General features: G+C 42.0%; 19 protein-coding genes. 9 read left to right on the top strand and 10 right to left on the bottom strand.

The genetic code is table 11. The annotated features are described in order from the left end of the window. Positions 1–72: 72 nt before the first annotated feature. The 4 genes from gmk to coaBC form a co-directional block, all read right to left on the bottom strand. The gene (gene gmk, locus GDK41_RS14995; RefSeq protein WP_152087168.1) at positions 73–696 is read right to left on the bottom strand and encodes a guanylate kinase; all 624 of its coding nucleotides are present in this window, start codon (positions 694–696) and stop codon (positions 73–75) included. Positions 697–829: 133 nt separating this feature from the next. Continuing rightward, on the bottom strand, positions 830–3,589 hold the full coding sequence (locus tag GDK41_RS14990; RefSeq protein ID WP_152087167.1) for a S9 family peptidase: 2,760 nt from the start codon (positions 3,587–3,589) through the stop codon (positions 830–832). Positions 3,590–3,744: 155 nt separating this feature from the next. Beyond that, the gene (gene slmA / locus GDK41_RS14985) at positions 3,745–4,335 is read right to left on the bottom strand and encodes a nucleoid occlusion factor SlmA (RefSeq protein WP_070986278.1); all 591 of its coding nucleotides are present in this window, start codon (positions 4,333–4,335) and stop codon (positions 3,745–3,747) included. 119 nt (positions 4,336–4,454) lie between these two features. Next, positions 4,455–5,651 carry a bifunctional phosphopantothenoylcysteine decarboxylase/phosphopantothenate--cysteine ligase CoaBC gene (gene coaBC / locus GDK41_RS14980; protein WP_152087166.1) on the bottom strand — a complete coding sequence of 399 codons (1,197 nt, stop codon included), beginning with the start codon at positions 5,649–5,651 and terminating at the stop codon, positions 4,455–4,457. A 137-nt stretch (positions 5,652–5,788) separates the two neighbouring features. On the opposite strand from coaBC, the gene radC reads away from it, so the two are divergent. The 3 genes from radC to rpmG all read left to right on the top strand — a co-directional run bounded on the left by radC (position 5,789) and on the right by rpmG (position 7,142). Further along, positions 5,789–6,463, top strand: coding sequence for a RadC family protein (radC, locus tag GDK41_RS14975; RefSeq protein ID WP_152087165.1), 675 nt, complete (start codon positions 5,789–5,791; stop codon positions 6,461–6,463). Between the two features lie 274 nt (positions 6,464–6,737). Then, positions 6,738–6,974: a 50S ribosomal protein L28 gene (rpmB, locus tag GDK41_RS14970; RefSeq protein WP_058028557.1), complete on the top strand. Its 237-nt coding sequence runs from the start codon at positions 6,738–6,740 to the stop codon at positions 6,972–6,974. Between the two features lie 12 nt (positions 6,975–6,986). Further along, positions 6,987–7,142: a 50S ribosomal protein L33 gene (rpmG, locus tag GDK41_RS14965; RefSeq protein ID WP_152087164.1), complete on the top strand. Its 156-nt coding sequence runs from the start codon at positions 6,987–6,989 to the stop codon at positions 7,140–7,142. Positions 7,143–7,436: 294 nt separating this feature from the next. Here rpmG and GDK41_RS14960 read toward each other — a convergent pair whose 3' ends face one another. Further along, the gene (locus tag GDK41_RS14960) at positions 7,437–9,446 is read right to left on the bottom strand and encodes a winged helix-turn-helix domain-containing protein (RefSeq protein WP_152087163.1); all 2,010 of its coding nucleotides are present in this window, start codon (positions 9,444–9,446) and stop codon (positions 7,437–7,439) included. A gap of 125 nt (positions 9,447–9,571) precedes the next feature. On the opposite strand from GDK41_RS14960, the gene GDK41_RS14955 reads away from it, so the two are divergent. Continuing rightward, positions 9,572–11,431 carry an alpha/beta hydrolase family esterase gene (locus tag GDK41_RS14955; RefSeq protein WP_172971626.1) on the top strand — a complete coding sequence of 620 codons (1,860 nt, stop codon included), beginning with the start codon at positions 9,572–9,574 and terminating at the stop codon, positions 11,429–11,431. Positions 11,432–11,779: 348 nt separating this feature from the next. Here GDK41_RS14955 and GDK41_RS14950 read toward each other — a convergent pair whose 3' ends face one another. From GDK41_RS14950 to GDK41_RS14935, 4 genes are all read right to left on the bottom strand, one after another. Next, positions 11,780–12,535, bottom strand: coding sequence for a substrate-binding periplasmic protein (locus GDK41_RS14950; protein WP_232056473.1), 756 nt, complete (start codon positions 12,533–12,535; stop codon positions 11,780–11,782). Between the two features lie 80 nt (positions 12,536–12,615). After that, the gene (locus GDK41_RS14945; protein ID WP_152087161.1) at positions 12,616–13,320 is read right to left on the bottom strand and encodes a transglutaminase-like domain-containing protein; all 705 of its coding nucleotides are present in this window, start codon (positions 13,318–13,320) and stop codon (positions 12,616–12,618) included. A 65-nt stretch (positions 13,321–13,385) separates the two neighbouring features. Continuing rightward, entirely contained in the window at positions 13,386–14,114 is a 729-nt protein-coding gene (locus GDK41_RS14940; RefSeq protein ID WP_152087160.1) for a helix-turn-helix domain-containing protein, read from the bottom strand. 62 nt (positions 14,115–14,176) lie between these two features. Beyond that, positions 14,177–15,097: a manganese-dependent inorganic pyrophosphatase gene (locus GDK41_RS14935; protein WP_152087159.1), complete on the bottom strand. Its 921-nt coding sequence runs from the start codon at positions 15,095–15,097 to the stop codon at positions 14,177–14,179. A 190-nt stretch (positions 15,098–15,287) separates the two neighbouring features. Here GDK41_RS14935 and GDK41_RS14930 point away from each other — a divergent pair, with 190 nt between their 5' ends. Further along, positions 15,288–15,773: a hypothetical protein gene (locus GDK41_RS14930; RefSeq protein ID WP_152087158.1), complete on the top strand. Its 486-nt coding sequence runs from the start codon at positions 15,288–15,290 to the stop codon at positions 15,771–15,773. 20 nt (positions 15,774–15,793) lie between these two features. Beyond that, a complete protein-coding gene (gene mutM / locus GDK41_RS14925) occupies positions 15,794–16,603 on the top strand; it encodes a bifunctional DNA-formamidopyrimidine glycosylase/DNA-(apurinic or apyrimidinic site) lyase (protein ID WP_152087157.1) in 810 nt (269 codons plus the stop codon). A gap of 3 nt (positions 16,604–16,606) precedes the next feature. On the opposite strand, the gene GDK41_RS14920 is transcribed toward mutM, so the two are convergent. Then, a complete protein-coding gene (locus GDK41_RS14920; RefSeq protein WP_152087156.1) occupies positions 16,607–17,755 on the bottom strand; it encodes a M20 family metallopeptidase in 1,149 nt (382 codons plus the stop codon). Positions 17,756–17,932: 177 nt separating this feature from the next. Here GDK41_RS14920 and GDK41_RS14915 point away from each other — a divergent pair, with 177 nt between their 5' ends. From GDK41_RS14915 to GDK41_RS14905, 3 genes are all read left to right on the top strand, one after another. Next, positions 17,933–18,868, top strand: coding sequence for an ATP-grasp domain-containing protein (locus GDK41_RS14915; protein WP_152087155.1), 936 nt, complete (start codon positions 17,933–17,935; stop codon positions 18,866–18,868). A 4-nt stretch (positions 18,869–18,872) separates the two neighbouring features. Further along, on the top strand, positions 18,873–20,255 hold the full coding sequence (locus tag GDK41_RS14910; RefSeq protein ID WP_152087154.1) for an ATP-grasp domain-containing protein: 1,383 nt from the start codon (positions 18,873–18,875) through the stop codon (positions 20,253–20,255). Between the two features lie 103 nt (positions 20,256–20,358). Beyond that, positions 20,359–22,950: a M14 family zinc carboxypeptidase gene (locus GDK41_RS14905; RefSeq protein WP_152087153.1), complete on the top strand. Its 2,592-nt coding sequence runs from the start codon at positions 20,359–20,361 to the stop codon at positions 22,948–22,950. The last annotated feature ends 199 nt before the right edge of the window (positions 22,951–23,149 follow it).

Here is a 23,149-nt window from a genome sequence, read left to right as displayed (position 1 = left end):
ATTCATTTCCAAAAGGCTAGTTTACTGCAAGGGAAGCAGTTCGCCAAGTGGATGGTTAAAATTTATCAAAAATTAGCGTAAAAGATCGCTAATAAGTTGACCATGACGTGCTTGCTGAGCTTTTAGCTCCATGCGCGCGGCCATTACAATATGCTCTAATTGCTCTAAGGTCGTATCAAAGTCGTCATTAACGAGTACATAGTCAAATTCGTTGTAGTGCGAGCTTTCGGATTTGGCTTGAGCCATACGCGAAGCGATCACTTCTTTGGAATCTTGACCTCGGCCATTGAGTCTGTTTTCTAGCTCTTGCTGAGAAGGCGGTAAGATAAAGATGGTTTTAACCTCAGGCGCTAGCTTACGAACTTGCTGGGCACCTTGCCAGTCGATATCCAAAAATACGTCTAGGCCTTCATTCAATTGTGTTTCAACTGCACCTTTAGAGGTGCCATAATAATTATCAAATACTTTGGCCCACTCAAAAAAGTCATCATTCAAGATCAGCGCATTGAAGTCAGCTTCTGTTACAAAGTGATAATGCTCACCGTCATTTTCTCCTAGACGTGGTGCGCGTGTGGTATGTGAGACAGACATTTTTATGTCTTGGTGTTTAGTTAATAACGCTTTAATTAAGCTAGATTTACCGGCACCGGAAGGAGAGGAAAGAATAAAAAGATTACCACGCGTTGCTGTCGTCATAGGAAGTTGCTCTTTATATAAAGTGGCGAAGGGTTGCCACAGCTAAAATCAATCTAAACGCACATTTTAAACGCTACGTTTCATATAAGCTAGTCAATAAAAAGCCCAAGTAAATTACTTGGGCTGAAGTGGGTTATTCGGCGATATATGCTTCGCCTTGTTTTATCCAGTTAGCAGCTGGTTTTCCTTTAAGATGATGGTCAAAGTACTCCATCATGCGAATTGAAAAGTCGAGTTGATTTGGAAATTGCTTGAGATGATGCGGTTCTCCCTCGTACTGCAGGAATATTGCATCTTTATTGTGACGGCGTAGCGCAAGATAGTACTGTATTCCCTCTTGCCACGGCACCGCACCGTCTTTGTCCCCAAACATGATTAAAATAGGGGTATTTACCTGATCAGCAAAGAACACTGGTGAATTTTCGATGTAGAGCTCAGGCGCTTCGACTAAAGATTTACCAATTCTGCTTTGTCCCGTTTCATATTGGAATTGACGTGCAAGCCCCGACTTTAAACGTATGCCACTGTACGCTGAAGTCATGTTAGATACCGGTGCTCCAGATACAACCGCTTTAAACATGTCAGTTTGTGTGACCATAAATGCACTTTGATAACCAGCCCATGAGTGGCCTTGCAGACCAATTTTATCCGGGTGTGCTACGCCAATATCAATCAGTTTTTGCGCTGCATTGATCATCGTTTGCGTTGATGAAGGTCCCGGATGGCCGATTTCAAAGCGGATATCTGGTAAAAATAGGGCATAACCATTAGAGGTAAACATAGGGAAGTTAGGCCTATGATTAAGCTCCATTTTAGGGAAATCATACATGCGTTGGCTCATGTAGCGATAAAAGTAAATCACCACAGGCACTTTATCGCCTTTTTTGTAGCCAGCTGGCTTTATCAGTACACCTTGTAGGTCTTCACCATTATAACCTTTGTATTTCACCAACTCGGGCTGTTGCCCCCATGCAAACTGACTCACCTGAGGGTTTAAATCAGTAATTTGTTTTGGTGTTTCAAAACTTAGGTTACTTTGCCAGTAGTCAGGGAATTGCTGATAGGTTTGTTTGGTAAAAATAACTTTATCGGCATTTTTAGCTTTTTTAACGACATCAAATCGCGCTTGAGCAGCCAGTACCGTGGTTAGTGTATCGTTTGCCAGTGCTAAAGTGGCAATGTGAGTTTGCTTATTTTCAAGGTTATGTGCCTTTAATATAAGGGTTTCATTTTTTGTGAAGCCTACCTTTTTGTCGTCTAGTTGCACAACGCGGTATTTGGTGTTTGTTTCTCTACCTTGGGTGAGGCGTGTTGCTTTTTGGGTGTTGATATCAAAGGCCCATATGTCATATTTGGAGTAAACATAAACAACGCTGCCATCAAGCTGCCAGCCCGCAAATCCATAGCCTGATTGTGGTTGCGGATAATCATGTTTGTCATCAGCAAAAATGGCCTCGCGCACAGCGGCTGTTAACGGCGAGATTTTCTGTTTATGTAAATCTTTGAGCCACACTTGGCTATTTGCAAAATATACGGCGTGAGTGCCGGTGGGAGATAGGCTGGGCTTAAAAGGTGACTCTTTAACAATCAATTGCTTAGCACCGGTTGCAACTTGCACTGCATAGTAGTCTTGATAAAACCCCTTATACATAATTTGTTTTAAGTAGGGAAGGTCGTTACTTGCTAGTAAGAATGGCGCTTCGGTGTTCAGAGTTAAATTTGGGACTTGCTCATCTGTTAATTGCGATACTCGCTGGCCATTTACGTGATAGACCGCCTGATAATGACGTTGTTTGTCTGTTTTCTCCCACGTTTTTACCTCTCGAGGCTTTATTTCTGGGTCTGTGTTGTGCCAGATTTTTAACCCTTTTTGAGCGCGAATTGTATTGAAGTCAGTCAATGAGGCCTGATCGTGATATTTCGGTTCATCGACTTTGCTTTGCAGTTCAGGACGATTTTCAAAGTATAAGCGTTCACCGTCTTGCGACCACTCGATGTTAGCTGATTTACCATTAAACCAGCCATCTGGGTTGTCAATTATGTGTGTTGAATTATTATCTGCATCCCATAGCGTGAGCTGGTAATCGCGACGAAGTGGGTCGTTATTTACATAATTTCCCTGATAAAATGCCACCAAGTTTCCATCTGGATGCCAAGCTGAGCTGCTGATAGTGATCCCTGGCTCATCAAATAAAATATGTTGTTTGGCGTTGTTCAGCTCGATAAAGCTAATACGGTTTTTACTACCATCTTCTGAGCGTTGATTTAACAACACCCCTTTGCTTTTGGGGCTTAGCGCGTAGTTACCCACATGCTCAATGCGAAGTGTATTTTCATCGTTTAAGTTGACGATCACTAACGTATGAAGCGGGTCTTTTTTGTCTGCCTGGATACTCGGTTGTGTAGAGTTTTTTGGGTCGGTTGTTTTTTCTGCTTTGTTTTTTTCTCTATAAGCTAGCCAATTACCGTCATCAGACACTTGATAGTCAACAATATCTGTAAACTCTTGCTGTTGCTTAGTTTGGGTATTTACCAATACCAGGTTCTTTGGCAGTGTTTTCTTTTCTTTTTTAGATGCAGTTTCTTTGTCGAGTAAAGAAGGCTGCTGGGTAAAGGTAACCCAAGTTGCAGACTGGTTGATGAGAGGTTTAGCTCCTCGGGGGACACTTGCAATCAGTTGATTGGATGTTAAATCATAAACTAGGCCTTCGCTGTTGCCTCTGTATGGCTTGGCGGAAAAAGATAGAACTTGGCCGTTGTCAGATAGAACAGTATTTTGGGCATAACGAAAATCAAAAATATCTTGGAACTGTAGTGATTTTTCGGTTGGTGCAGCATGCGTGGTGCAAGCGAAAACGATGCTAGCACTGAGCACTGAGTGTATGAATTTCATATGTGTGGACTTGTGGTTAACCATACCTCGTTGTAACACAACTGAGTCAAATGGCTAAAGGAGGTTGCGGCAAATGTGGTATTGTAAGAGATAAAAAGGGAACTTTGTCCTGTTTATCTCTTATTCTGTTTGGTGGTTAATTTATGCAAGTCAGATCAAGCAAGCCAGATCTTTTGTAGCTCTAGCCACTGTTTTTCAAATTGGCTGCTAGGAAGCGCTTTAAAGTCACTACGCACAAACTGGTTCATTTTACCCTCTACGTAAGCTAAAAATAGGTTTGCCAATGCGCCTTCTTCGGTAGCAAACGCTTTGCCTTCTCTTAGCTTTCGCTCTCGTAGTACTTGTTTGAATTGCGTTTCGAGTTTTTCAAACAAGCTTTGTACACGTTCTCTTAGGCGTTCTTGCTCACCTTGCAGCGCATCACCGGTTAAAATTCGAGTAATACCTGGATTTTTTTCTGCAAACGCTAATAGCAACATCAAGATATTGTAGATGCGCCCTTGGGTTTCTTTTTCGTTTTCTAAAATGAGGTTGATACGTGACAAAAGGGTATCTTCGATAAATTCAATTAACCCCTCAAACATACGCGCTTTGCTAGGAAAGTGGCGATAAAGTGCGGCTTCAGATACACCCACTTCAGCGGCCAGTTTAGCTGTGGTGATGCGTTGACCTGGGCTAGTTTCAAGCATTTGTGCGAGAGATTGTAGTATTTGCTCTTTGCGATTACTGCGTTTAGTCGCTGGCATGAACTTTCCTTTCGTTATCGTTATTATGGTCAGTGCAAACCCCAAGCAGCTCACACCTATTGCTCGGGGCCTTATGTTAATGCTTTATTCAGCTTGGTGCCAGCACTTTAAAAAGTTGCTTAATAATCAAGCCTTTTGGTTATTTCCATTAACACGCTCATAGCAAGAGCTTGCTTATCAGCTTCAGGTAACTCGAGACTTTCATTCGGCCAAAATAGCGTGAGCGCGTTGTTGTCGGCGTTAAACCCAAGCCCTTGGCGCGAGACATCATTGGCACAGATCATATCTAAGTTTTTGTTTTTCAACTTACCTTGAGCATACTGTTCAACATTTTGTGTTTCGGCCGCAAAGCCTACCGTATAAGGTCGGTTTTTTCTCAGCGCAGCCACTTCAGCGATAATATCTGGGTTTTTGACCATGGTTATGCTCATTTCATCGCCTTGCTTTTTGATTTTTTGCTCAGCAACTTGTGCGACTCGGTAGTCAGCAACAGCTGCGCAGCCGATGAAAATATTCGATTCGCCCGCCAATTTAAGCGCCGCATCGCGCATTTGTATCGCGCTTTCGACGGGGAAAACTTTGGCACCACAGGGTGGGGAAATAGTCACTGGACCTGAAATTAAATTCACTTTGGCACCCAGTAATAAAGCAGCTTGTGCTAAAGCGTATCCCATCTTTCCTGAGCTGTGATTGCTAATAAAACGCACTGGGTCCAGCGGTTCACGCGTGGGACCTGCAGTGATTGTGACTGTGACATCAGCCAATACCGTTGCCGGTTCTGGCGCTAAGCACAGTTCTACCAATTCGTGCGGCTCTAACATACGCCCAGCGCCCACATCACCGCATGCTTGTTCGCCCTTGCCAGGTCCCCAGATCTTCACACCACGAGAAGCAAGCGTTTTTAAGTTGGCTTGAGTCGCACCATGGGCATACATTTGTTGGTTCATTGCAGGTGCTACAGCGACTTGTGCAGGGGTGGCTAACAATAAAGTGGTTAGTAAATCATCCGCGAGTCCTTGCGCCATTTTAGCAATAATGTTGCAACTGGCTGGTGCGACTAAAATGAGGTCGGCCCATTTGGCCAGCTCAATGTGGCCCATAGCAGCTTCAGCATTTGGATCTAGGAGTGAGTCAGCAACGGGTTCAGCCGATACCGCTTGCATCGTTAAAGGTGTGATGAAATGTTTAGCTGATTCCGTCATAACAACTTTTACAATGCAGCCATGCTCTTTTAAGCGTCTAACGAGTTCTGCACATTTGTAGGCTGCAATTCCGCCACTGATCCCTAGCACAATTTTTTTATGGTGTTGGCTCATACCCTAAATCCAGAATTATTTTTATAAGCGTTAAAGATAACACAGCAGTAATATTGATGGCACTAAAGGGGTTTTGATTATTTTTCTAAGCGCACTACACTTTATCGATTATGGAACTCCGACTCTAAGGACTAGAGATGCAATTACACACATTACCAGTACATACGCGCCCACGAGAAAAACTGCTCCATCTCGGACCTGATGCCTTATCTGATGCAGAGCTGTTGGCTATATTCTTACGCACAGGTGTTTGTGGCATGAATGCTGTTGAGCTAGCACAATCATTATTAGCGCAAAACCATACACTCAGTAACTTATTTAATGCCAGCTTAAGTGAATTTTGTGAACTCAAAGGTTTAGGAGAGGCCAAGTATGTGCAGTTACAAGCCGTTTTGGAGTTAAGTAAACGCTATTTAAAAGAGCGCTGCCAAAGAGATACTTTATTCAGTTGCCCCAATGCTGTGAGCGATTATTTGTCGATACAGTTACGGGGGCTGGATCATGAAGTGTTTATGGCGCTGTATGTAGATAATCAAAACCGACTCATAAAGGATGAAGTGCTATTTAGAGGAACAATTAATGCCGCGAGTGTTTATCCTCGAGAGGTAGTAAAAGCGGCTTTGAAGTACAATGCGGCTTCGCTTATTTTTGCCCATAATCATCCGTCAGGAATTGCAGAGCCAAGCCAAGCGGACAAATTAATTACTAAAAAACTGCAAAATGCGCTGGCATTGGTCGACATTAATGTGCTTGATCACTTAATTGTAGCCGGTGAGCAATGTATTTCTTTCGCACAGCGAGGCCTAATTTGACTCGCTTGTGCCAACAAAGTTGTAAAAAACATCACTTTGCAGTGATTTTTACAAATTAGTTTAATTTAAATGCAGTTTTTGCTTTCCTAAGGGGCATTCGATCATTATAATTGGCCGCTATCAAATTTACACATGAGCTGATTAGATAGGATCAGATCCTTGATCTCTGCCTGTAGATGCTGTATAAAGAGCGCCCTCTGATTTACCCCGGGGCTACGCAGTTAAGGTCCAAGGGAAAATTAAGCTCGAGCGAAGTTATTGGAGATACATAGACATGTCTAAAGTCTGTCAAGTTACAGGTAAGCGCCCAGTGGTAGGTAACCACCGTTCACACGCGCGCAACGCTACTAAGCGTCGCTTCCTACCTAACCTACAAACACACCGTTTCTGGGTTGAAAGCGAAAAACGTTTCGTTACATTACGTACTACTACTAAAGGTATGCGTATTATCGATAAAAAAGGCATCGACGCGGTATTAGTAGATATCCGTGCTCGCGGCGAAAAAGTTTAAGGAGCTTGAATCATGCGTGATAAGATCCGTTTAGTTTCAACTGCTGGTACTGGTTATTTCTACACTACCGACAAGAACAAGCGTAACATGCCTGAAAAAATGGAAATCAAAAAATACGATCCTAAAGTTCGTAAGCACGTGGTTTTCAAAGAAGCAAAAATCAAGTAATTTTGCTTTTACAGAATACTAAAAACCCAGCCTCGGCTGGGTTTTTTGTTTCAACTGATATAAGCATAGCGAAACCGAATACCAATCAGCTTAACTAATACCAATTTTATTAATACATTGATCATTCTAGCGAGCTAAATAACTCATTAACTGCGTTAAATATTTCTCATGTAGAATAACTACATAGCGAAATATTTGCCTTGTTACTAAGCCATTTATCTGTCGCAATATCTGATCACCAATTTAATGCAATTGGTATAATACTCATCACAACGTCGCTTAGGTGGCTATTATTTATTTGAGTATCAGAGCCTGTACATCCCCTTGCATGGGTTGTAGCTGTACGTATCGAATGTGCTTTTCATCATCGCTAACATAGTACTGATGAATAAAACCTTGTGGCTCGCTCATTACTAACTGCTCGATTTGGTTCTTTAGGTTGTATTGCCAAATGCCAGAGCCTCTTCTATAAAAATACACGTTATCGTTGATAAGCTGCCAATTTAGCCAGTTGATATTGCTGAAACCTTCAATTAGCTTTTGCTCATTTCCTTCATCTAGCATCCACAGCCCTGCTTGGTTGCGTTTGCTAAAGAGCAGTTTGTTGTTGTAAGCGTATCCGCTATATCCGCCATGTTGTGTTAACTGCTGATGCGAATCGCTCTCTTTTTTGTATTGCCACAGTTGCCACTGACCAGTTTTATTACTGCTGTAGATGATCTCTTGGGTACTCATACCATAATTGGGTGAATAGGTTTGGTGTTCGGAGGAAATCACTTTAGCTAACTTATTGTTACTAAAGTTATATTCATACACGGCGCCGAGTTTTTCAAAGACCATGCTACTTGCGTTATCTGCGAGGTGATAGCGGCTGAAACCAAACTCAAAGGGGAGCTGCAAACGCGTAAGTTGCTCATCTTGATAGCGCCATAGTGCATGCTCTTTGCCCATGTCTGAGATAAACAGCATACCGTTTTGATAGCTTCTTGGTAGGCGATTAAGCGCGGCATTACTAAAAATACGAGTGATATTTTGCGTGTTTAGCTGATAATCTTGAATTGATGAGCTGGCTTGATATTGACTAACGAGCACCATCTCTTGTGATTTACGGCTTGTCGCTGCTATTGATTCAATTGGATAACTTAGTTGTTTAAGGAGCTCTGTTTGGCCAGAGTCTGAATTTAAACGATACAGAGACTTTTTATCGGCAATATAGAGGTCGTTGGTAGTATTGCTCCATGTTATCGCATTCACCATGTGCTTAAGCGGGTAAACTGCACGTGTTTCTAAGGTGTGGCTATCAACGATGTGTATTTCACTGAGACTTGATTCAACATAGCGAGCATAGGCAATGAGATCATGCTTGGGGTGAGCTGCGAGTAAAAAGTCACCTTTCATTTGCGCAAGTTTTAATGGTAATGACAGTTGTTGCAGCGTCTGCGTTGCTAGCATGAGTTTATATATAACATATGGAGAGGCGTTATTTTTGCGTGCACGAATAAAAATTGCTTGCTCATTTGCTTGCCAGCTTAGCTTAACATCTTGCATATCTGTGCAATCAAAGAGGGATTGCTGAGTGTGGGTAGTAAGTTCATATCGCTTTATTTGGCATGTTTGATTGTCTTGTACAACCCATGCAACAGTTGAGCCTGAAGGGCTCAGCGTGACAAAAGTTAAATGTTCATTATCTATGGGAATGGCCTGCTGTACGTTATCGTTTAGCGATTTTAAAATAACTTGCTTTGGCTGCTTTTCACTAGGCGAAGAGAGAAACAACAGCTGGGCATGGTTGCTGGTGCTCAGATTATATTCAAGTCCGTCACGAGCCGTGATACGTTCTAGTTGTATGGTAAATTGTTCTGAATCATCTGCACTCTTTAGCGCAAATATAAATATAGTGATGCTTATCATACTCAATAGCAACCACGCGGCATATTTGTTACTAAAATAGCTGACATCGTTGTTGTGCACAGGATGATTATCTCCACCTGTGTCAATTTTTTGTGCTTCAAAACTAAGTTGATAACCAAACTTTGGTTTAGTAATAATAAATTCAACATTGGGGCGTAGTTGCTCAAAGTGTTGCCTCAGCTTTGAAATGGCTTTATTTACAGCCCCATCAGAGACAACGCTACCTTGCCACGCCAGTGCTATTAATTTGTCCCGCGAAAGCACTTCTTTAGAGTGCGCAATGAACACCATGAGTAATTCATACGATTTTGCTTCTAACTGAATCGTTTTATTTTGATGTCTAAGCGTTCGCTGTAGTGTGTCAAATTCAATGTCATTTATTAGGTAATTCATCTGTAAACTTATGATTAATATGTTTTTATTTTTTGGTAATGAAATGGTAACGATAAAATCTAAAAACCGTTAAGCATCAATGTATCAAGCGAACTAGGGTAATGGCAAAACTTGAGGAGGATAACATGATAAGACTATTACCTAGTGTCGTTTTAGCCATTTGTTTAACCGCGTGTGGGGGTAGCAAAGAAGTTAACGATAAAAATAACAGCACAACGGGTTCTGCGCAAAGTAATAATAGTGGCGGCTCAGGACAGGGGAGTGTGAGTCAACCTGATGATATGACAAAAATAGTATCGCGAGATGGTCGACACTATCGTATTGCATTTCCTGAGTCCGGGTTCAATGAGAAAAAAGCATATAAATTGCTGCTGGCTTTTCATGGTTCTGGTGGGAGTGCTGAAGGTATGCAAAGAGCGGCGCAGTTTGAAAAGCTTAGTGATGACTACATCGTGGTTTATCCAAAATCAAAAGAAGTTGAATGGGATGAGGGGTGTGAGTGTAATGTAGCTCATAGACTGAATGCCAAAGATGTTGAGTTTGTAGTGGATATCATTAATGAGATGCATGGACAGTATAATTTATTAGCAGGGGAGAACTATGCCGTAGGTTTTTCTCAAGGTGGCTTATTCAGTCAAAATTTGCTGTGTAAACACAGTGAACTATTTAAGGGAGTAGCGAGTGTTGCTTCGCCGATGTCTGTGCAGCTATCTTTAGTTTGCAATATTGCAGAGCCAACAAATTATATGATGGTTATGGGGACGCGAGATAACACGCTTCCTTATGATGGCCTAGTTCATAGTAATTTTGCATTGTTGTCAGCCCCTAAAGCTATAGATTTAATTGCTAAGCAAAATCAAATAGACGACGTTTATGTGGATGAAATGGTAGCAGAAAAAGTACAGGCTCGTACCTATAGCAATGAAATGTCAATTACGAATAAACTCATCACTATTCAAGGTGGTTTTCACACATGGTCTTTCAACAATTACAATACAAGTGAGCAGGTACTTACATTCTTTGAGCAGAGCAGTGATGTTCAGTTGCCTGCTCACTCTTCACTATACCGACTCAACTCAGGAGATTACCATGTAAGAACCATGGGGCACAGTAATGGAAAAAGCGATATTGTTCTGTTGTCGGGTGCAAATAAGTTTTTTCATAGTGATTCTGCATGGTCTGCTTTAATTCACCCTATGCTAGCTGAGCATGGCAAGGTGCATGTGATAGACAGGCTAAACAATGCTTGGAGTAGTGATATTGAAGAGCCGTCATTTTCGTTATTTGCACACGATCTTCCCCAGCTGTTAGATGCTTTGAAAGTTGAATCAGTTATTTTTATTGCATTTGCAAACAGTAATTTAGCAACGCTTATGTACCAAAATCTTGCAAATGAATCGATAGTAACGAAAGGGATGATCTGGGTTGACCCTGATATTTTGCTACCAGATGCTATCAGTCAATATCAATCTGGGTACGTGTCTTACATGCGTGAGTATAAACAAGAGTTTATTGAGCATGTATCAGCGGGACCATGGACCGAGCGCACGATTGAGCGAATTGCGCTGGAGCGTGAAGAGATTGAGGGGCTTATTTCGCAAAGTAATATGCTTAAAATGGACTGGGATTACTATGATGCGGTGACATCTCAGCGAGTTGCAATTAGCAAACAGGTTACGCGTATAAAGGAGATGATGAATTACTATGATGATTTAGAGGCTTCGCGCTACCTCGCTGACAATCTGACTATACCGCTAAGCATTATTGATAGTGACTTTGAGCGTTTGGACATCGCAAAAGCTGAAACCGAAGAGCAAAAACAAAGTTTGATAAGGTGGCAAACCGATGGTACGCAGTGGAGTAAGATGTTGGTTGAACAAACACAAGGCGACTATTTCGCATTGGAAGATGCCAGCCACCAAGTGTTGTTTGAGCACCCTGAGACAGTTATTGAAGCGCTGGTGAATATGCTAGCGAGAGAATAAAAGATATAGACAAGTTTGCGTTTTAAACGTGAATGTTTCCCCAGTGTTAAAGCCGCATAGCGGCTTTTTTAGTAAATAACCTCAGCTGCACATAAGAGAATTTGCCCAATAAAGCTATTTCGCTCACTCTCTTCGTTATTTTCATTTGTAATAGCTCGCTATTACTTCACGAAAATGCCTTGATAGTGAGCGAAATATCGTCATTGGATATTGAAGGGGTTGCAATGTCTCTCTTGTGAACTATCAAAATTCTTATCCGCAGCTGAGGTTAAATAGAGTGCGTGCAAGAACATTTTTGTGAGTATTCATACTTACTGTTAATATTTGGAAAGGCATTAATCGTATGCGTTAAAATGGAATATAGCCCAAGTAGTGTTTTACAATTTTTTGATAGTGCTGCTCTTCTTTAAAGCGCATCAGCTCGTGATTAAACGCATCTCGTAACGTTGCACTTTTAAAAGCAACGCTGGCGTTAACAGGCGGAATAAGTGCATGCTCCTTAAAACGCTCAACTGAACGTTCTTTATTGTTCAAACGATAAAAGTAGTAAAATATATACTTATCTAACACGGCGAAATCAAAGCGACCTTTACTCAATAAGTTTGGGATCACCGACATTCTTGCTGACTCTACGTAGTCTGCTTGTTTCGACATTGTTTGAAATTCTTCGCCAAAGTAGCCAGGTGCGCCTTGAAAGGTGATAACAGCATAATTACTGAGATCGGCGATGCTATTAGGTGTTAATTGTGCGCTTTTTAAAGAAAACACCATGGGTTTATAGGTCACAATAGCGTTGCTGATATAGAAATTTTTGCTGTCTTGAGTTTGAAATATAGGAGCCATTAAGTCGGCTTCGGCGGTTTTTACCATCACTTCAGCGCGACCCAAGGGAACAAAAAGTAGCTTTACATCGTACCCCATGCGCTTAAGAACGGCTTTAGTTACATCAAGGTCTATACCGCTGTGTACTTCGTTGTTAATAGTATGAGGTGGCCCTTCGCTACTGACTAAAACCAATGGTTGCGCCGCTAATAAAGGGGCGCCCAGTAGTAAGTAGGTAAGCAGAAGTTTTAATATGATGTGCAGTCGCAGCAAAGAGTCCATAAACTATGCGAATTGATGTTTGATATCGTAAGTTTAGCTGCTAAATCATGAATGTAATAATTCATACGCTATACCGTAACTCAATTCGTATATGCAGCCCTTAAGCGTTTAATATTCAGGTTTATAATGTGTCTAAAAGCGACCTGATATAACCATTTTTTAATACCCGTTAAGTTACTGTACTGGCGATAAAACAATTCGGGTTCGCTAAAATGACCCAGTGACTTAATAATGCTTTCTTTTTGGATATATGTATCTGTGCCGTTAAATTCATTTTTGGGACTTTGTAGGCAAGGGGTTGCTATACCATAGCCGATAAACGGACCTTGATGGTTTTTGAAGCGCTGTTGAATTGCACTTAAGTAGCGCTTATCAATAATATAGCCCTCTAGCTCAAGCCATTGACCTTCAATAAACACTTCTACCCAGCTGTGAACGATTTCTTTGGGAGCAAGCTTTAGAATCCAACTTGGCATAACCCCAGATTTGAGATTGTTGTTAATAGTAAAACCCTGTAATTGGCATGGGATACCCACTGCACGTAACAGTGCCATTAACAAGGTGCCTTTAGTATTACACTGTCCATACCCATCTTGTAATACCTCCGACGCCTTTAAGGTATCTTGGGCGCTGTAGCCAAAAAAAATGTCGTCTTTGACAAAGTCATAGATGGCTTTTAGGGCTGTGGGTTTATCCATTTCGTGCCAGCAGCGTGATGTGATAAGTGCCTGAATATCAGGGTGCTCAAAGTTAAGTAAAGGTGTGTGTGATAGGTACGCTTGCATAGTTATACTCCTCGATTTTTTGAGCAGTATGTCAGAGCGTGTCGCTAAAAAATTGAATAAACTGGCTATGAAGTTGGCTTTTTAACACCGGCTAGTGCGCTTCTCAGCGTGATACCAAATTGTTTTTTGAAAGTTCGGCTAAGGTGTGCACTATCGGAAAAGCCTGCAATATGCGCCGCCTGAGTTGCTGTTTCACCGCGACTGAGCGACTGAATGGCACATATGAGTCGTCGCCACAGTAAATAGGGTCGCCATGGTAGTTGCATGTTGTCTTTAAAAATATGCAAAAAGCGAGACTCGGATAAACCCAATGACTGTGCAATGTCTTTTGCTAGCCAGTGCTCAGGTTTGAGGCAGTCTTGCGCAAAGCACTGGTTGAGCTGTTTTAGCAAAGCAGCAATGCGTGGGTCTAAATGAGCATCGTGCAGTTCTGTACTGGTGGTATAAGTGAGTTTGACGCGTGCCAGTAAGTCGGTGAGGTTATCTGAATGATTGTCTTGCGCGTCGAGCGGCCACGTTACTATGTGATTGTCTGCTAACAGTTTATTTGCCTGCGCGCCAAGCTGGGTACTTGGCTCTATGAGGATCACCCAGCCTTGTTGCATGGTTAACTGATGCGGGATATTCGCTTCTAAGAGGCTTATCACATTATGTATGGGAGGGTGCTCTGCAACGCTCAAAGTGCTTTGCCGGTCGGGTAAAGTGACTTGTATTAACGCATGCTGGTGCATTGTTGTGTCTAGCACTTGAGTGTGAATGGCGAGTATACCGGGCTCTAAAAATAGCGTTTTCATGTTTTGACCATAACAAAAAACCGAAGCATGTGCTTCGGCTTTTTATTTAAACGTTTAATATATTAAGCAAACGCATCTTGCAGTGGCGGTACGACTTGTTTTTTACGGCTCAGTACGCCATCTAGCCAAACGCGGCTTTGCTCTGGCTTCACACCATACGCTGTTTCAATGATGCCTTCATCATCAGAGGCGATCAGCATTTGCGAGCCTTCTTTCATTATGTCAGTTAGTAGCAGTAGCACAGAGTGGCGACCACCTTCTTCTTTAAGCTTCGCGATATCTGCTTCTAGGTCGGCTTTGATCTGGTCAAATACTGATAAATCAATCACTTCTAATTGGCCAATACCAACCAGCTTACCGTTCATGTTGAAATCTTTAAAATCACGCATTACTAGATCACGTGCAGGTGTACCTTCTACAGCTGATTTTACTTTGAACATGTCCATGCCCAGCTCTTTAAAGTCTTCAACACCGGCAATTTCAGCAAGCGCTTCAACACACTTGATGTCTGCTGTGGTACACGTTGGTGATTTGAAGATAACCGTGTCGCTCAAGATAGCACACATCATTAAGCCCGCAATGTTTGCTGGAATTTCAACATTGTAGAAGTCATACATCATTTTAATGATGGTGTTACTACAGCCTACTGGACGGATCCAACACTCAAGTGGTGTTGACGTGGTTAGATCACCTAGTTTGTGGTGATCTACGACACCTACGACAGTGGCTTGGTCGATGTCATCAGGTGCTTGGGTTTTTTCTGTGTGGTCTACGATGTAAACCTCTTCACCTGCGTAACTCATTTTTAGTTCAGGTGCTTCAAAGCCAAAACGCTCAAGAATAAACTGAGTTTCTGGAGAAACTTCACCCAAGCGAGTCGGGATAGCCTCTTCACCGATTTGGTTTTTTAAATATGCCAGTGCAATTGCACCACAAATTGAATCTGAATCTGGGATCTTGTGACCCACTACGTACATTGCCATTAGACGGAACTCCTTAAAATTTTGTTCGCTATTTTAACAAAGAATGTTGCTAATAAAATACTAATTGCATGGATTTTAGACATAAGTGCTATATCTATGAAAATAAAAAATGTTTTGAGCAAAATTAGCTGTGTATTCTGCTTGGCAAGATTTTCCGTTACACTCTAAAAATGACATCGAGGAGTGTGTAATGGGTTTAACGCGCAAAGCTTGGAACAACGTGGTTATTTTTTCCATGTTGCTAATGATATTCTTTCTAAACGGAATACATCATAAATTAAACCCAGAAGAACACGTCGTTGGGCCACAACGTTTACTGCCAGAACAAAGTTTTGTATTAACTTTGGCATTTCCTGGCTACAAAATTGAACGAATTGGTACGTCTTGGCGTATTGATGGCCCATGGCAAGCCAGTGTTGAGCAGCTTCATGGTTTGGTCACTTTGTGGCAAAGCATCGAGCTTGAGGTGGCAAACGAGTCGTTAAGTGCAGATAAAGCCCTCAGTGTAGCCCGTTTTTGGCTAGCCTCTGAGGAGTTACCGTTAAGTTATCAATTGTATTATGACAACGATCAATATTACCTATTTGATAAACAACAGCAGCACTGGTTGCTATTAAGTACAGAGCAAGCAACGCAATTGTTCGCTCCCTTGCCCTTATTTAATTCGTCGAATTAATAATTTTTATTGAGTAAAGTATGCCAGAACTACCCGAAGTTGAAGTAAGCCGTTTAGGTATTTCGCCTCACATTGAGCAACAAACTGTTGATAAGGTTTTGATCCATAATGCAAGCTTACGCTGGCCTGTGCCTGATGAAGTAAAAAGCATTGAAGGACTTACTATTAATTCGGTACGTCGGCGTGCCAAATATTTGTTGTTGGATACCAAGAAAGGCAGTGTGATACTGCATCTGGGCATGTCAGGGCATTTACGTGTGGTTGAACAATGCGAGCCACTAAAAAAGCATGATCACGTTGAGTTTCATTTCAGTAATGGCAAAGCATTAAGGCTCAATGATGCGCGTCGTTTTGGCGCCTGTTTGTGGCAAGAGCCAGAGCAACATCATGTCTTATTCACCAAGCTAGGTCCAGAACCCTTAACTGAGGACTTTACTGCTCAGTTATTATTTGAACGCTCACGTGGAAAAAAAGTACCTGTTAAACAATTTATTATGGACAACCATGTGGTGGTCGGAGTTGGCAATATTTACGCGAATGAGTCGCTGTTTAAAGCGGGGATCCACCCTAAGCGAGAAGCTGGTAAAGTGTCGTTAAAGCGTTATCAAGCATTAACGCCCATTATTAAAGAAACACTCGCTGCAGCCATTACTCAAGGTGGCACAACGTTAAAAGATTTTGCACAAAGCGATGGAAAGCCAGGCTATTTTGCCCAGCAACTGTTGGTCTATGGGCGCAAAGGCAAGCCATGTGTCAGTTGTGAGTCTGAACTAAAAGAGATCCGCTTAGGGCAGCGTAGCACCGTGTACTGCCCACAGTGTCAAAAGTAATTACTATTGCGCTAATGCATCATCCGTGACTGAAGGTGACGGCGCATATTCATAAGTATCGAAGCACCAAGCAGCTAATATTTTTGACACTTGCTCAATGCGTAGTGCAAAGCTGGATTTGAGTGCTCGTTCGTCACGAGTGTGGTCGCCATCACCAAATGGACCAAAACCATCCAGCGTGGGGATACCCATTGAGGCAACCACGTTGGCATCAGATACGCCACCACGTTGCTCAGTGGATAAAGGGCTACCGAGTATTTTAGCAATATCATCAAGCAATATTTGCTGCTCTTTGGTAGGAGCCATCACGCCACGCTGCAACCCGCCATGTATGCTGATTTCTACACCGGTTATCTCGATTGCAAAACAAATATTTTCTATGCCTTGCAGTAGGCGATTTTGCTCCTCTAAAGATGAAAAACGAGCCTCTACAACCATACTCGCATGAGGTGAAATCGTGTTTGCACCAATACCACCTTGAATTTTACCCACATTGACTGTGCTGCCTCGTTTTAAATTGGTGAGACTAGTCATCTCCAAAAGCATATTAGCTAAGGCAAAGTTTGCATCAATGCCTTCACTATAGTGATTGCCCGCATGAGCGGCTTTACCTGTAATTTCAATTTCAAAGGTGGCAATGCCTTTTCGGCCTATAACTACTTCGTGATTTTTACCTGCGGCTTCAAACACTAAACAAGCATCGTAGTTTTTAGCAAGCTCAGAGGTGAGGTGTTTACTATCATCGCTGCCTGTCTCCTCGTCACTTACCAGTAAAAAGTCAATATTGTGCAATGGGCCAAACTGCGTCCGCAGCTGTCGAAGTGCGTTTAATGCAACAAAATTGCCGCCTTTCATATCACACACCCCCGGGCCATAAACCCACAGTTCATCTTGATTAAATGCTGTAAATGTATCTTTGGGGAATACAGTGTCTAGGTGGCCGAGTAGCAAAATCTTACGGCCTTCGATTTTGGGTGTATGGAACAGTAAATGATCGCCAATGTGCTCTCTTTGGTAACGCGTAAGAGAAAACCCTAATGGTGCCAATAGTTCGATCATCTGCTCACCATGTTGATCGATGCCTAATTTATTTTTGCTGTGAGAGTTGCACTCTATCAGCGCAGCCAATTCGTCGAAATTTAATGTTGCCATCACTGTTTTCCTTGGTTGAGTTGGCGCTCATCGTGGCGGCAAGCGATTGCAATTCAGTGAAGCTTTTATGAACAAATTTTGTCCGCGCAATTTGGTCAAAAATGTGTCACACAGATCCTTTTACAATAGGCATAGTACGTAATCATACCCCCCTATTTTAGGACCAAGGAGAATACAGTGACAGCACCTCATGTTGGCATTTGGATGTACGAAAACGGTGGCGGTAAAGCCATTGAGCAAAAACTAGTTCACGCATTAGCGGAGCGTGGCATTGAAACGACGACTGGGTTGAACTTGCGAGATGCCAGAGCACAAGATGGGCAAATATACTGCAATGGTACCGTTATGGAGCATTTGGATGCATTTTTGAGTTATAACGCAGGACAGCAAACCCAGTACCAGCTTTACCTATATCAAGCGCTAAGTGAGTCTATTCCTACACTTAACAACTTTCACGCATTCTCATTGGCAGAAGATAAGTTTCGTACTTCCCATTTGTTAAACAGTCATGGTATTGCGACGGCTGATTATCGCTTGTGCCATAAAAATGATATTGCAGGCTTAAAAGCGGCCATCCGAGACTTTGGTGGCAAGCTGGTATACAAGCCGACAGATGGCTGGGGCGGTGTCGGGGTGGTAAAAATTGAAGGAGAGCATGCACTAGATATGTTATTGCCTTTTTTAAGTCGTACCGACTTACGTTACTTCTATGTAGAGCGTTTTATTGATTATGACAATACGGATTATCGTATTGATGTAGTGGATGGAAAATGTGTTGGTTGTTACGGCAGAAAGGCCCCCAAAGATGACTGGAAAACGAATATTACCAGTGGCGGTTCGGTTTTTGTAAGAGAACCAAGTGATGAGGTGGTTGAGCTTGCTATTAAAGCCACTCAATTGCTGGGATTGGAAATCGCAGGTGTAGATTTGATTTATGACAGAGAACACGAACGTTTTGTGGTGTTGGAGGTGAATACCATTCCAGCATTTGCAACGCCAGAACAAGAGCAACTTGGTATCAATTTTAATCAGAGCAAATTGGATGCCATGGTGGATTTAATTGAAAAAACCGTAGAACAAAAACAAGCACTTCACTCATTTAAGGTAGCTTAAGGCAATGACTGCAAAAACCTCTTTACCAAAAATTGGACTTTTATACTTAGACTATGTACTGCGCTTTTTTGATAAGTCGAACTTTAAAGGCTGGCCAGATAAAATCGAGCAAGTCACGTATCACTGGGGGAACGACAAAGCGCGTTTTATTGCTGAAGTAAAGCGCAAGAAGATCGACGTACTGATAGGCAATATTCCAGCAACAGCTTACGAAACGTTCAGGGAAATCGCTAGGGCTTTACCTGATGTGCGTTTTTTACCTTCTCTTGATAGTCAATTTTCAAACAAGTCAAAAGAAAATGTCACTCACTTTTGCCGTAAATATAATTTGCCTGCTCCGCATACTGAGATTTTCTATATTCCTGAAAAAGCAAAGCATTACTTAGCTCATGCTCAGTACCCGAAAATTATTAAGCGCTCTTATGGTCCATCAAACTACGGTGGTTATTTTGTTCACAAAGTAGATAGTTATGAAGAGGCCACCAGTTTACTTTCTCAAAAGCGTTACTACCCTGTTTATGTTCAAGATTTTGTGCCAATGGAAGCGGATATTCGAGTCATGCTTGTGGGTCACAAACCCGTATGTGCATTTTGGCGTCGCCCTCCTGAAGGTGAGTGGTTAACCAATACCAGTCAGGGCGGGAGCATGGACTATCAAGATGTGCCTAAAGATGTTTTAGAGTTAGCCACGCGAGCTTCTAAAGCGGCAAATGCAGAATACTGGGCATGTGATATTGCATTGGGTAAGGATGGCAAATTACGGATATTGGAATGTGCTACGGCTTTTGCCGCATTCCCTTACATACGAGATTGGATTGGGCAATATCTCATGTGGTTATTAAGTGATGGACGTTTCGCTAAGCCCAATATACCGCTTTATAACTGGGAAGAACTTGGAAAAATAGACTCCCGTTTGCTACGTACCATGCGTCATATTGGCTTTTCAAAATACACGCCAAGTCAAGACTGTGGCGAGCAATTCTCTCAATTGGATGAGCATAACTACCCCATTTTAGACACCACTTATCAGCCGGGCGAAGAATGGCCAAGTGAGGTTTGGAATTTTCAAGATAACTTTAAATTGAAAGGCCTAGTGGTACCAGCTAAAGCAGTACGCGTTGCGCCAGGGAGTGATGAAGTCGGTACGGAGTTAAATAGCTATCAACATGTACAATTTGATGATGCACAGATCCGTGACATTTTGTCACAAGTCAAAGGGGTTGGTGCAAAGATGGTCGACGAAATAATGACTACTTTTGGAGCGCATGGTGTTGTTGAAGCGTTGAATACTAAACCAGAGCAACTGTGTGTGGTGAAAAATCTAAAAGATAAAAAGCTAGAGAAAATCGTTAGTCATTGGCAGCAAGTCGCAAAGCCTTGTCACTAAACTTGCTTTATCTATTACGAATTTACCCAATGTTCCTAGCATTGTCATATGTATTGACAATGCTAGGACGGTAATCAAAATAATCTAGCAGTATGGAAATACTATGAAAATCCAATATGCATCGTATCAAGATACCATTGATTTTTTGCAAAAAAGCATGAGTGAGCACCCCCATTTAATCCGCTTGCAGAGTATCGGTGAAACGTGGGAAGGGCGACCTATTATGCTGGTCACCGTGTCGTTAGATGTGACTTATGCCGACGACAAGCCTGCGCTATTGTATACCGGTTCGATCCATGCCAGAGAGTGGATAGGCAATGAACTGGCTATTTCATTTATACAATATGTTATTGATAATTACAGGTTTAACCCAAAGCTGCAAACAGCTTTGACACGCAATACTTTATACATGGTGCCTTGTTTAAACCCTGATGGTTTTGAGTATTCTCGTAATCACTTTTCGTTTTGGAGAAAGAACCGTCGCAATAACGCAGACGGCACGTTTGGAGTGGATTTAAATCGCAACTTTGATGCTAAGTTCATGCGTAACCAAAATACACAGTCGAATACCTACGGTGGGCCACACGCGTTTTCTGAGCCAGAGACTGCGGCGATTAGAGACTTTGTTGAAAGCCATGAAAATATTCGTATAGCATTAGATTACCACTCCCAAGGAAACGTGTTTTTCCCTGCTCATAAGTTCAACCATGAGGTGGAGATTGAAGGCACTGACTTGAATGTACTATGTGCCAATATGAACAATGAGATAAAAAAGGTAACGGGGCGTCAGTATGGTATTCATCGCGGTAAACCACCGGCACAGCTGATCCACGGAAGTGGTCGCGAATACTATTATCGTAGAGGGATCATCGCCACCGTTGTGGAAGTTGGTACGCGCAATATCCCTGATTATATGAAAAACATGGCGCAAAGTGTGGCTGAAAATATTCCCGCTGTTGCATATGCGCTAAGTGAAGCGATTAACTACTCACCCTTAGCGCCTGCACGCGTAGCAGAATTTACGATAAAGGATGTGGGTCGAGATACCGTTGAATTAGAGTGGCAGTATCAAGACCGTGATGATATTTACTTTGAAGTGTATCGAAGTGAGCATAACAAAAGCCCGTGTACAGAAGAAAACCTAGTTGCTATCACAAAGTCGCTCTCTTTTTTAGATACGCAGTTGAAGAGTGGACACTTTTATTTTTACAACATCCGAGCGGTAGATAAGGTGACTAAAATTAAGTCACCATTTAGTCCAGAACTGCGCTTAAAAACCACTTTGGCAGACAATGAATGTGGCCGAACTTTGTTTCCAGCCCGTGAGCAAGTGGGTTACTTATCACAGAACAACCAAAGCAAAAATAAAGAGCATTTTGGTTATAACTCGATGTTCATTGGTGTTGATAAGAAACGAGGCGTTAGTGTTGGGGTTGTGGCCTTTGATTTAAGTACTATCCCAGAAGGCTCACACATTGCCACTGCGCAGTTGTTTTTATACCCGATGAATCGGGTTGCGGCTAAAATCGAAAAGTATGGCGAATGGTCTATCTCTATTTTGGATGCAAGTTTGATAGATGATATTTATGACTTTGCGAAAGTTCACGAGGCGAAACCGCTGCATACGCTCGGCCAGACGATTGAATCAGATAAGATGACTCAAGGGATTTGGTTACGTTGGTCATTTAACGGGGTTGAGCGTGCTTTGTTAGAGTCTTTGCTAACACAGCAAACTTTGTTACTGCGTATTCAAGGGCCGCAAAGTTTACCCGTAGGTAATGATTCTCAAGTGATGCAATTTGATATTGGCTATGGCTCATTTGGTGGCGGGTTACATTATCGTCCAAATTTGGAGTTAATATATCAGTTGCCTGAGCGCTCAGATACAGTATTGGCCAGCAGTTGTAACACCATATACAAAGACAAAGTTGTTGCAGATAAATTGGCTTCTGGGTTTGATGCAGACGGTGAAATTGTTTATGGGCAATTGGCATTTGAGTTAAATGAATGTTTAGCACCAGATAGAACGGTATTTACTCAAGCTTGTTTAACTTTATACAATATCAATAGTTTAACTTCAGCCAAAGATGTTCGATTTACGGTTGAGTTGGTGGAGCTGAAAGATGTTGATTTTAAGCATGTTAAGCAAAGACAGAAAATTGAATATATCGGTTATGAGATCAGCAATGAGCAACTAAAAGAGCGCACTGCACATAACTTTATTTTTGATAGTTATAGTTTAAAAGAGCTGGCCCGATTACATAAAGCTCAGGCACCGTTATACTTTATTATTCGCGCGACAGCAGAATCACAAGCGCGTGATGCACTTGTGAGTTGGCGAGACAGTCATGATGCAGAGCCAGCAAAGTTGCATGTTGAGTATATTGAGAGGCGAGTTGAGGCATTACCTGCGCCCAGCCACTTGCAGACACAAGTTGAAAATGGGGTTGTTAAGTTAACTTGGTTGAACCCTGATAGCGATGATCTGGTCGGTAGTTTTGTTGTGCGAAATCGTTTTCACCCGCCGCGCTCTCCTTTTGATGGGGTAAAGCTGTACGGTGGGCCAGATCAGTATACGCTTGATAATTTTGGCAATGCAGATATTGATAAATACTACGCAGTATTTAGTTATGATCATGTACCTAATTATTCTGAACCGACGGTTATTCACTATCCTGGTAGAGTAAAGATATAAGATAAAACTAAGGCCGCAAGCGCGGCCTTAGTAATGTCTGGAGAATGACCCTATAAAATGTTCAGATTTATTTCTGAGTCAATGTCAGGGATGTTAAAAAAAACTCTTTGGTGTTACCAGGATGTATCTTTTTGTTCGTTATTGCAACAGATATTTGGCATTTTTTATTATTAGTGGGTACAGCTGTCAATTAGACGGG

This window comes from Pseudoalteromonas sp. A25 (genome assembly GCF_009176705.1).
Taxonomy (GTDB): domain Bacteria; phylum Pseudomonadota; class Gammaproteobacteria; order Enterobacterales; family Alteromonadaceae; genus Pseudoalteromonas.
This window is presented reverse-complemented; position numbering and strand designations above follow the sequence as displayed.

Coding starts and splice junctions, on each gene's coding strand:
- gmk (WP_152087168.1), bottom strand. CDS start 696: ATGACGACAGCAACGCGTGGTAATCTTTTTATTCTTTCCTCTCCTTCC.
- GDK41_RS14990 (WP_152087167.1), bottom strand. CDS start 3,589: ATGAAATTCATACACTCAGTGCTCAGTGCTAGCATCGTTTTCGCTTGC.
- slmA (WP_070986278.1), bottom strand. CDS start 4,335: ATGCCAGCGACTAAACGCAGTAATCGCAAAGAGCAAATACTACAATCT.
- coaBC (WP_152087166.1), bottom strand. CDS start 5,651: ATGAGCCAACACCATAAAAAAATTGTGCTAGGGATCAGTGGCGGAATT.
- radC (WP_152087165.1), top strand. CDS start 5,789: ATGCAATTACACACATTACCAGTACATACGCGCCCACGAGAAAAACTG.
- rpmB (WP_058028557.1), top strand. CDS start 6,738: ATGTCTAAAGTCTGTCAAGTTACAGGTAAGCGCCCAGTGGTAGGTAAC.
- rpmG (WP_152087164.1), top strand. CDS start 6,987: ATGCGTGATAAGATCCGTTTAGTTTCAACTGCTGGTACTGGTTATTTC.
- GDK41_RS14960 (WP_152087163.1), bottom strand. CDS start 9,446: ATGAATTACCTAATAAATGACATTGAATTTGACACACTACAGCGAACG.
- GDK41_RS14955 (WP_172971626.1), top strand. CDS start 9,572: ATGATAAGACTATTACCTAGTGTCGTTTTAGCCATTTGTTTAACCGCG.
- GDK41_RS14950 (WP_232056473.1), bottom strand. CDS start 12,535: ATGGACTCTTTGCTGCGACTGCACATCATATTAAAACTTCTGCTTACC.
- GDK41_RS14945 (WP_152087161.1), bottom strand. CDS start 13,320: ATGCAAGCGTACCTATCACACACACCTTTACTTAACTTTGAGCACCCT.
- GDK41_RS14940 (WP_152087160.1), bottom strand. CDS start 14,114: ATGAAAACGCTATTTTTAGAGCCCGGTATACTCGCCATTCACACTCAA.
- GDK41_RS14935 (WP_152087159.1), bottom strand. CDS start 15,097: ATGGCAATGTACGTAGTGGGTCACAAGATCCCAGATTCAGATTCAATT.
- GDK41_RS14930 (WP_152087158.1), top strand. CDS start 15,288: ATGGGTTTAACGCGCAAAGCTTGGAACAACGTGGTTATTTTTTCCATG.
- mutM (WP_152087157.1), top strand. CDS start 15,794: ATGCCAGAACTACCCGAAGTTGAAGTAAGCCGTTTAGGTATTTCGCCT.
- GDK41_RS14920 (WP_152087156.1), bottom strand. CDS start 17,755: ATGGCAACATTAAATTTCGACGAATTGGCTGCGCTGATAGAGTGCAAC.
- GDK41_RS14910 (WP_152087154.1), top strand. CDS start 18,873: ATGACTGCAAAAACCTCTTTACCAAAAATTGGACTTTTATACTTAGAC.
- GDK41_RS14905 (WP_152087153.1), top strand. CDS start 20,359: ATGAAAATCCAATATGCATCGTATCAAGATACCATTGATTTTTTGCAA.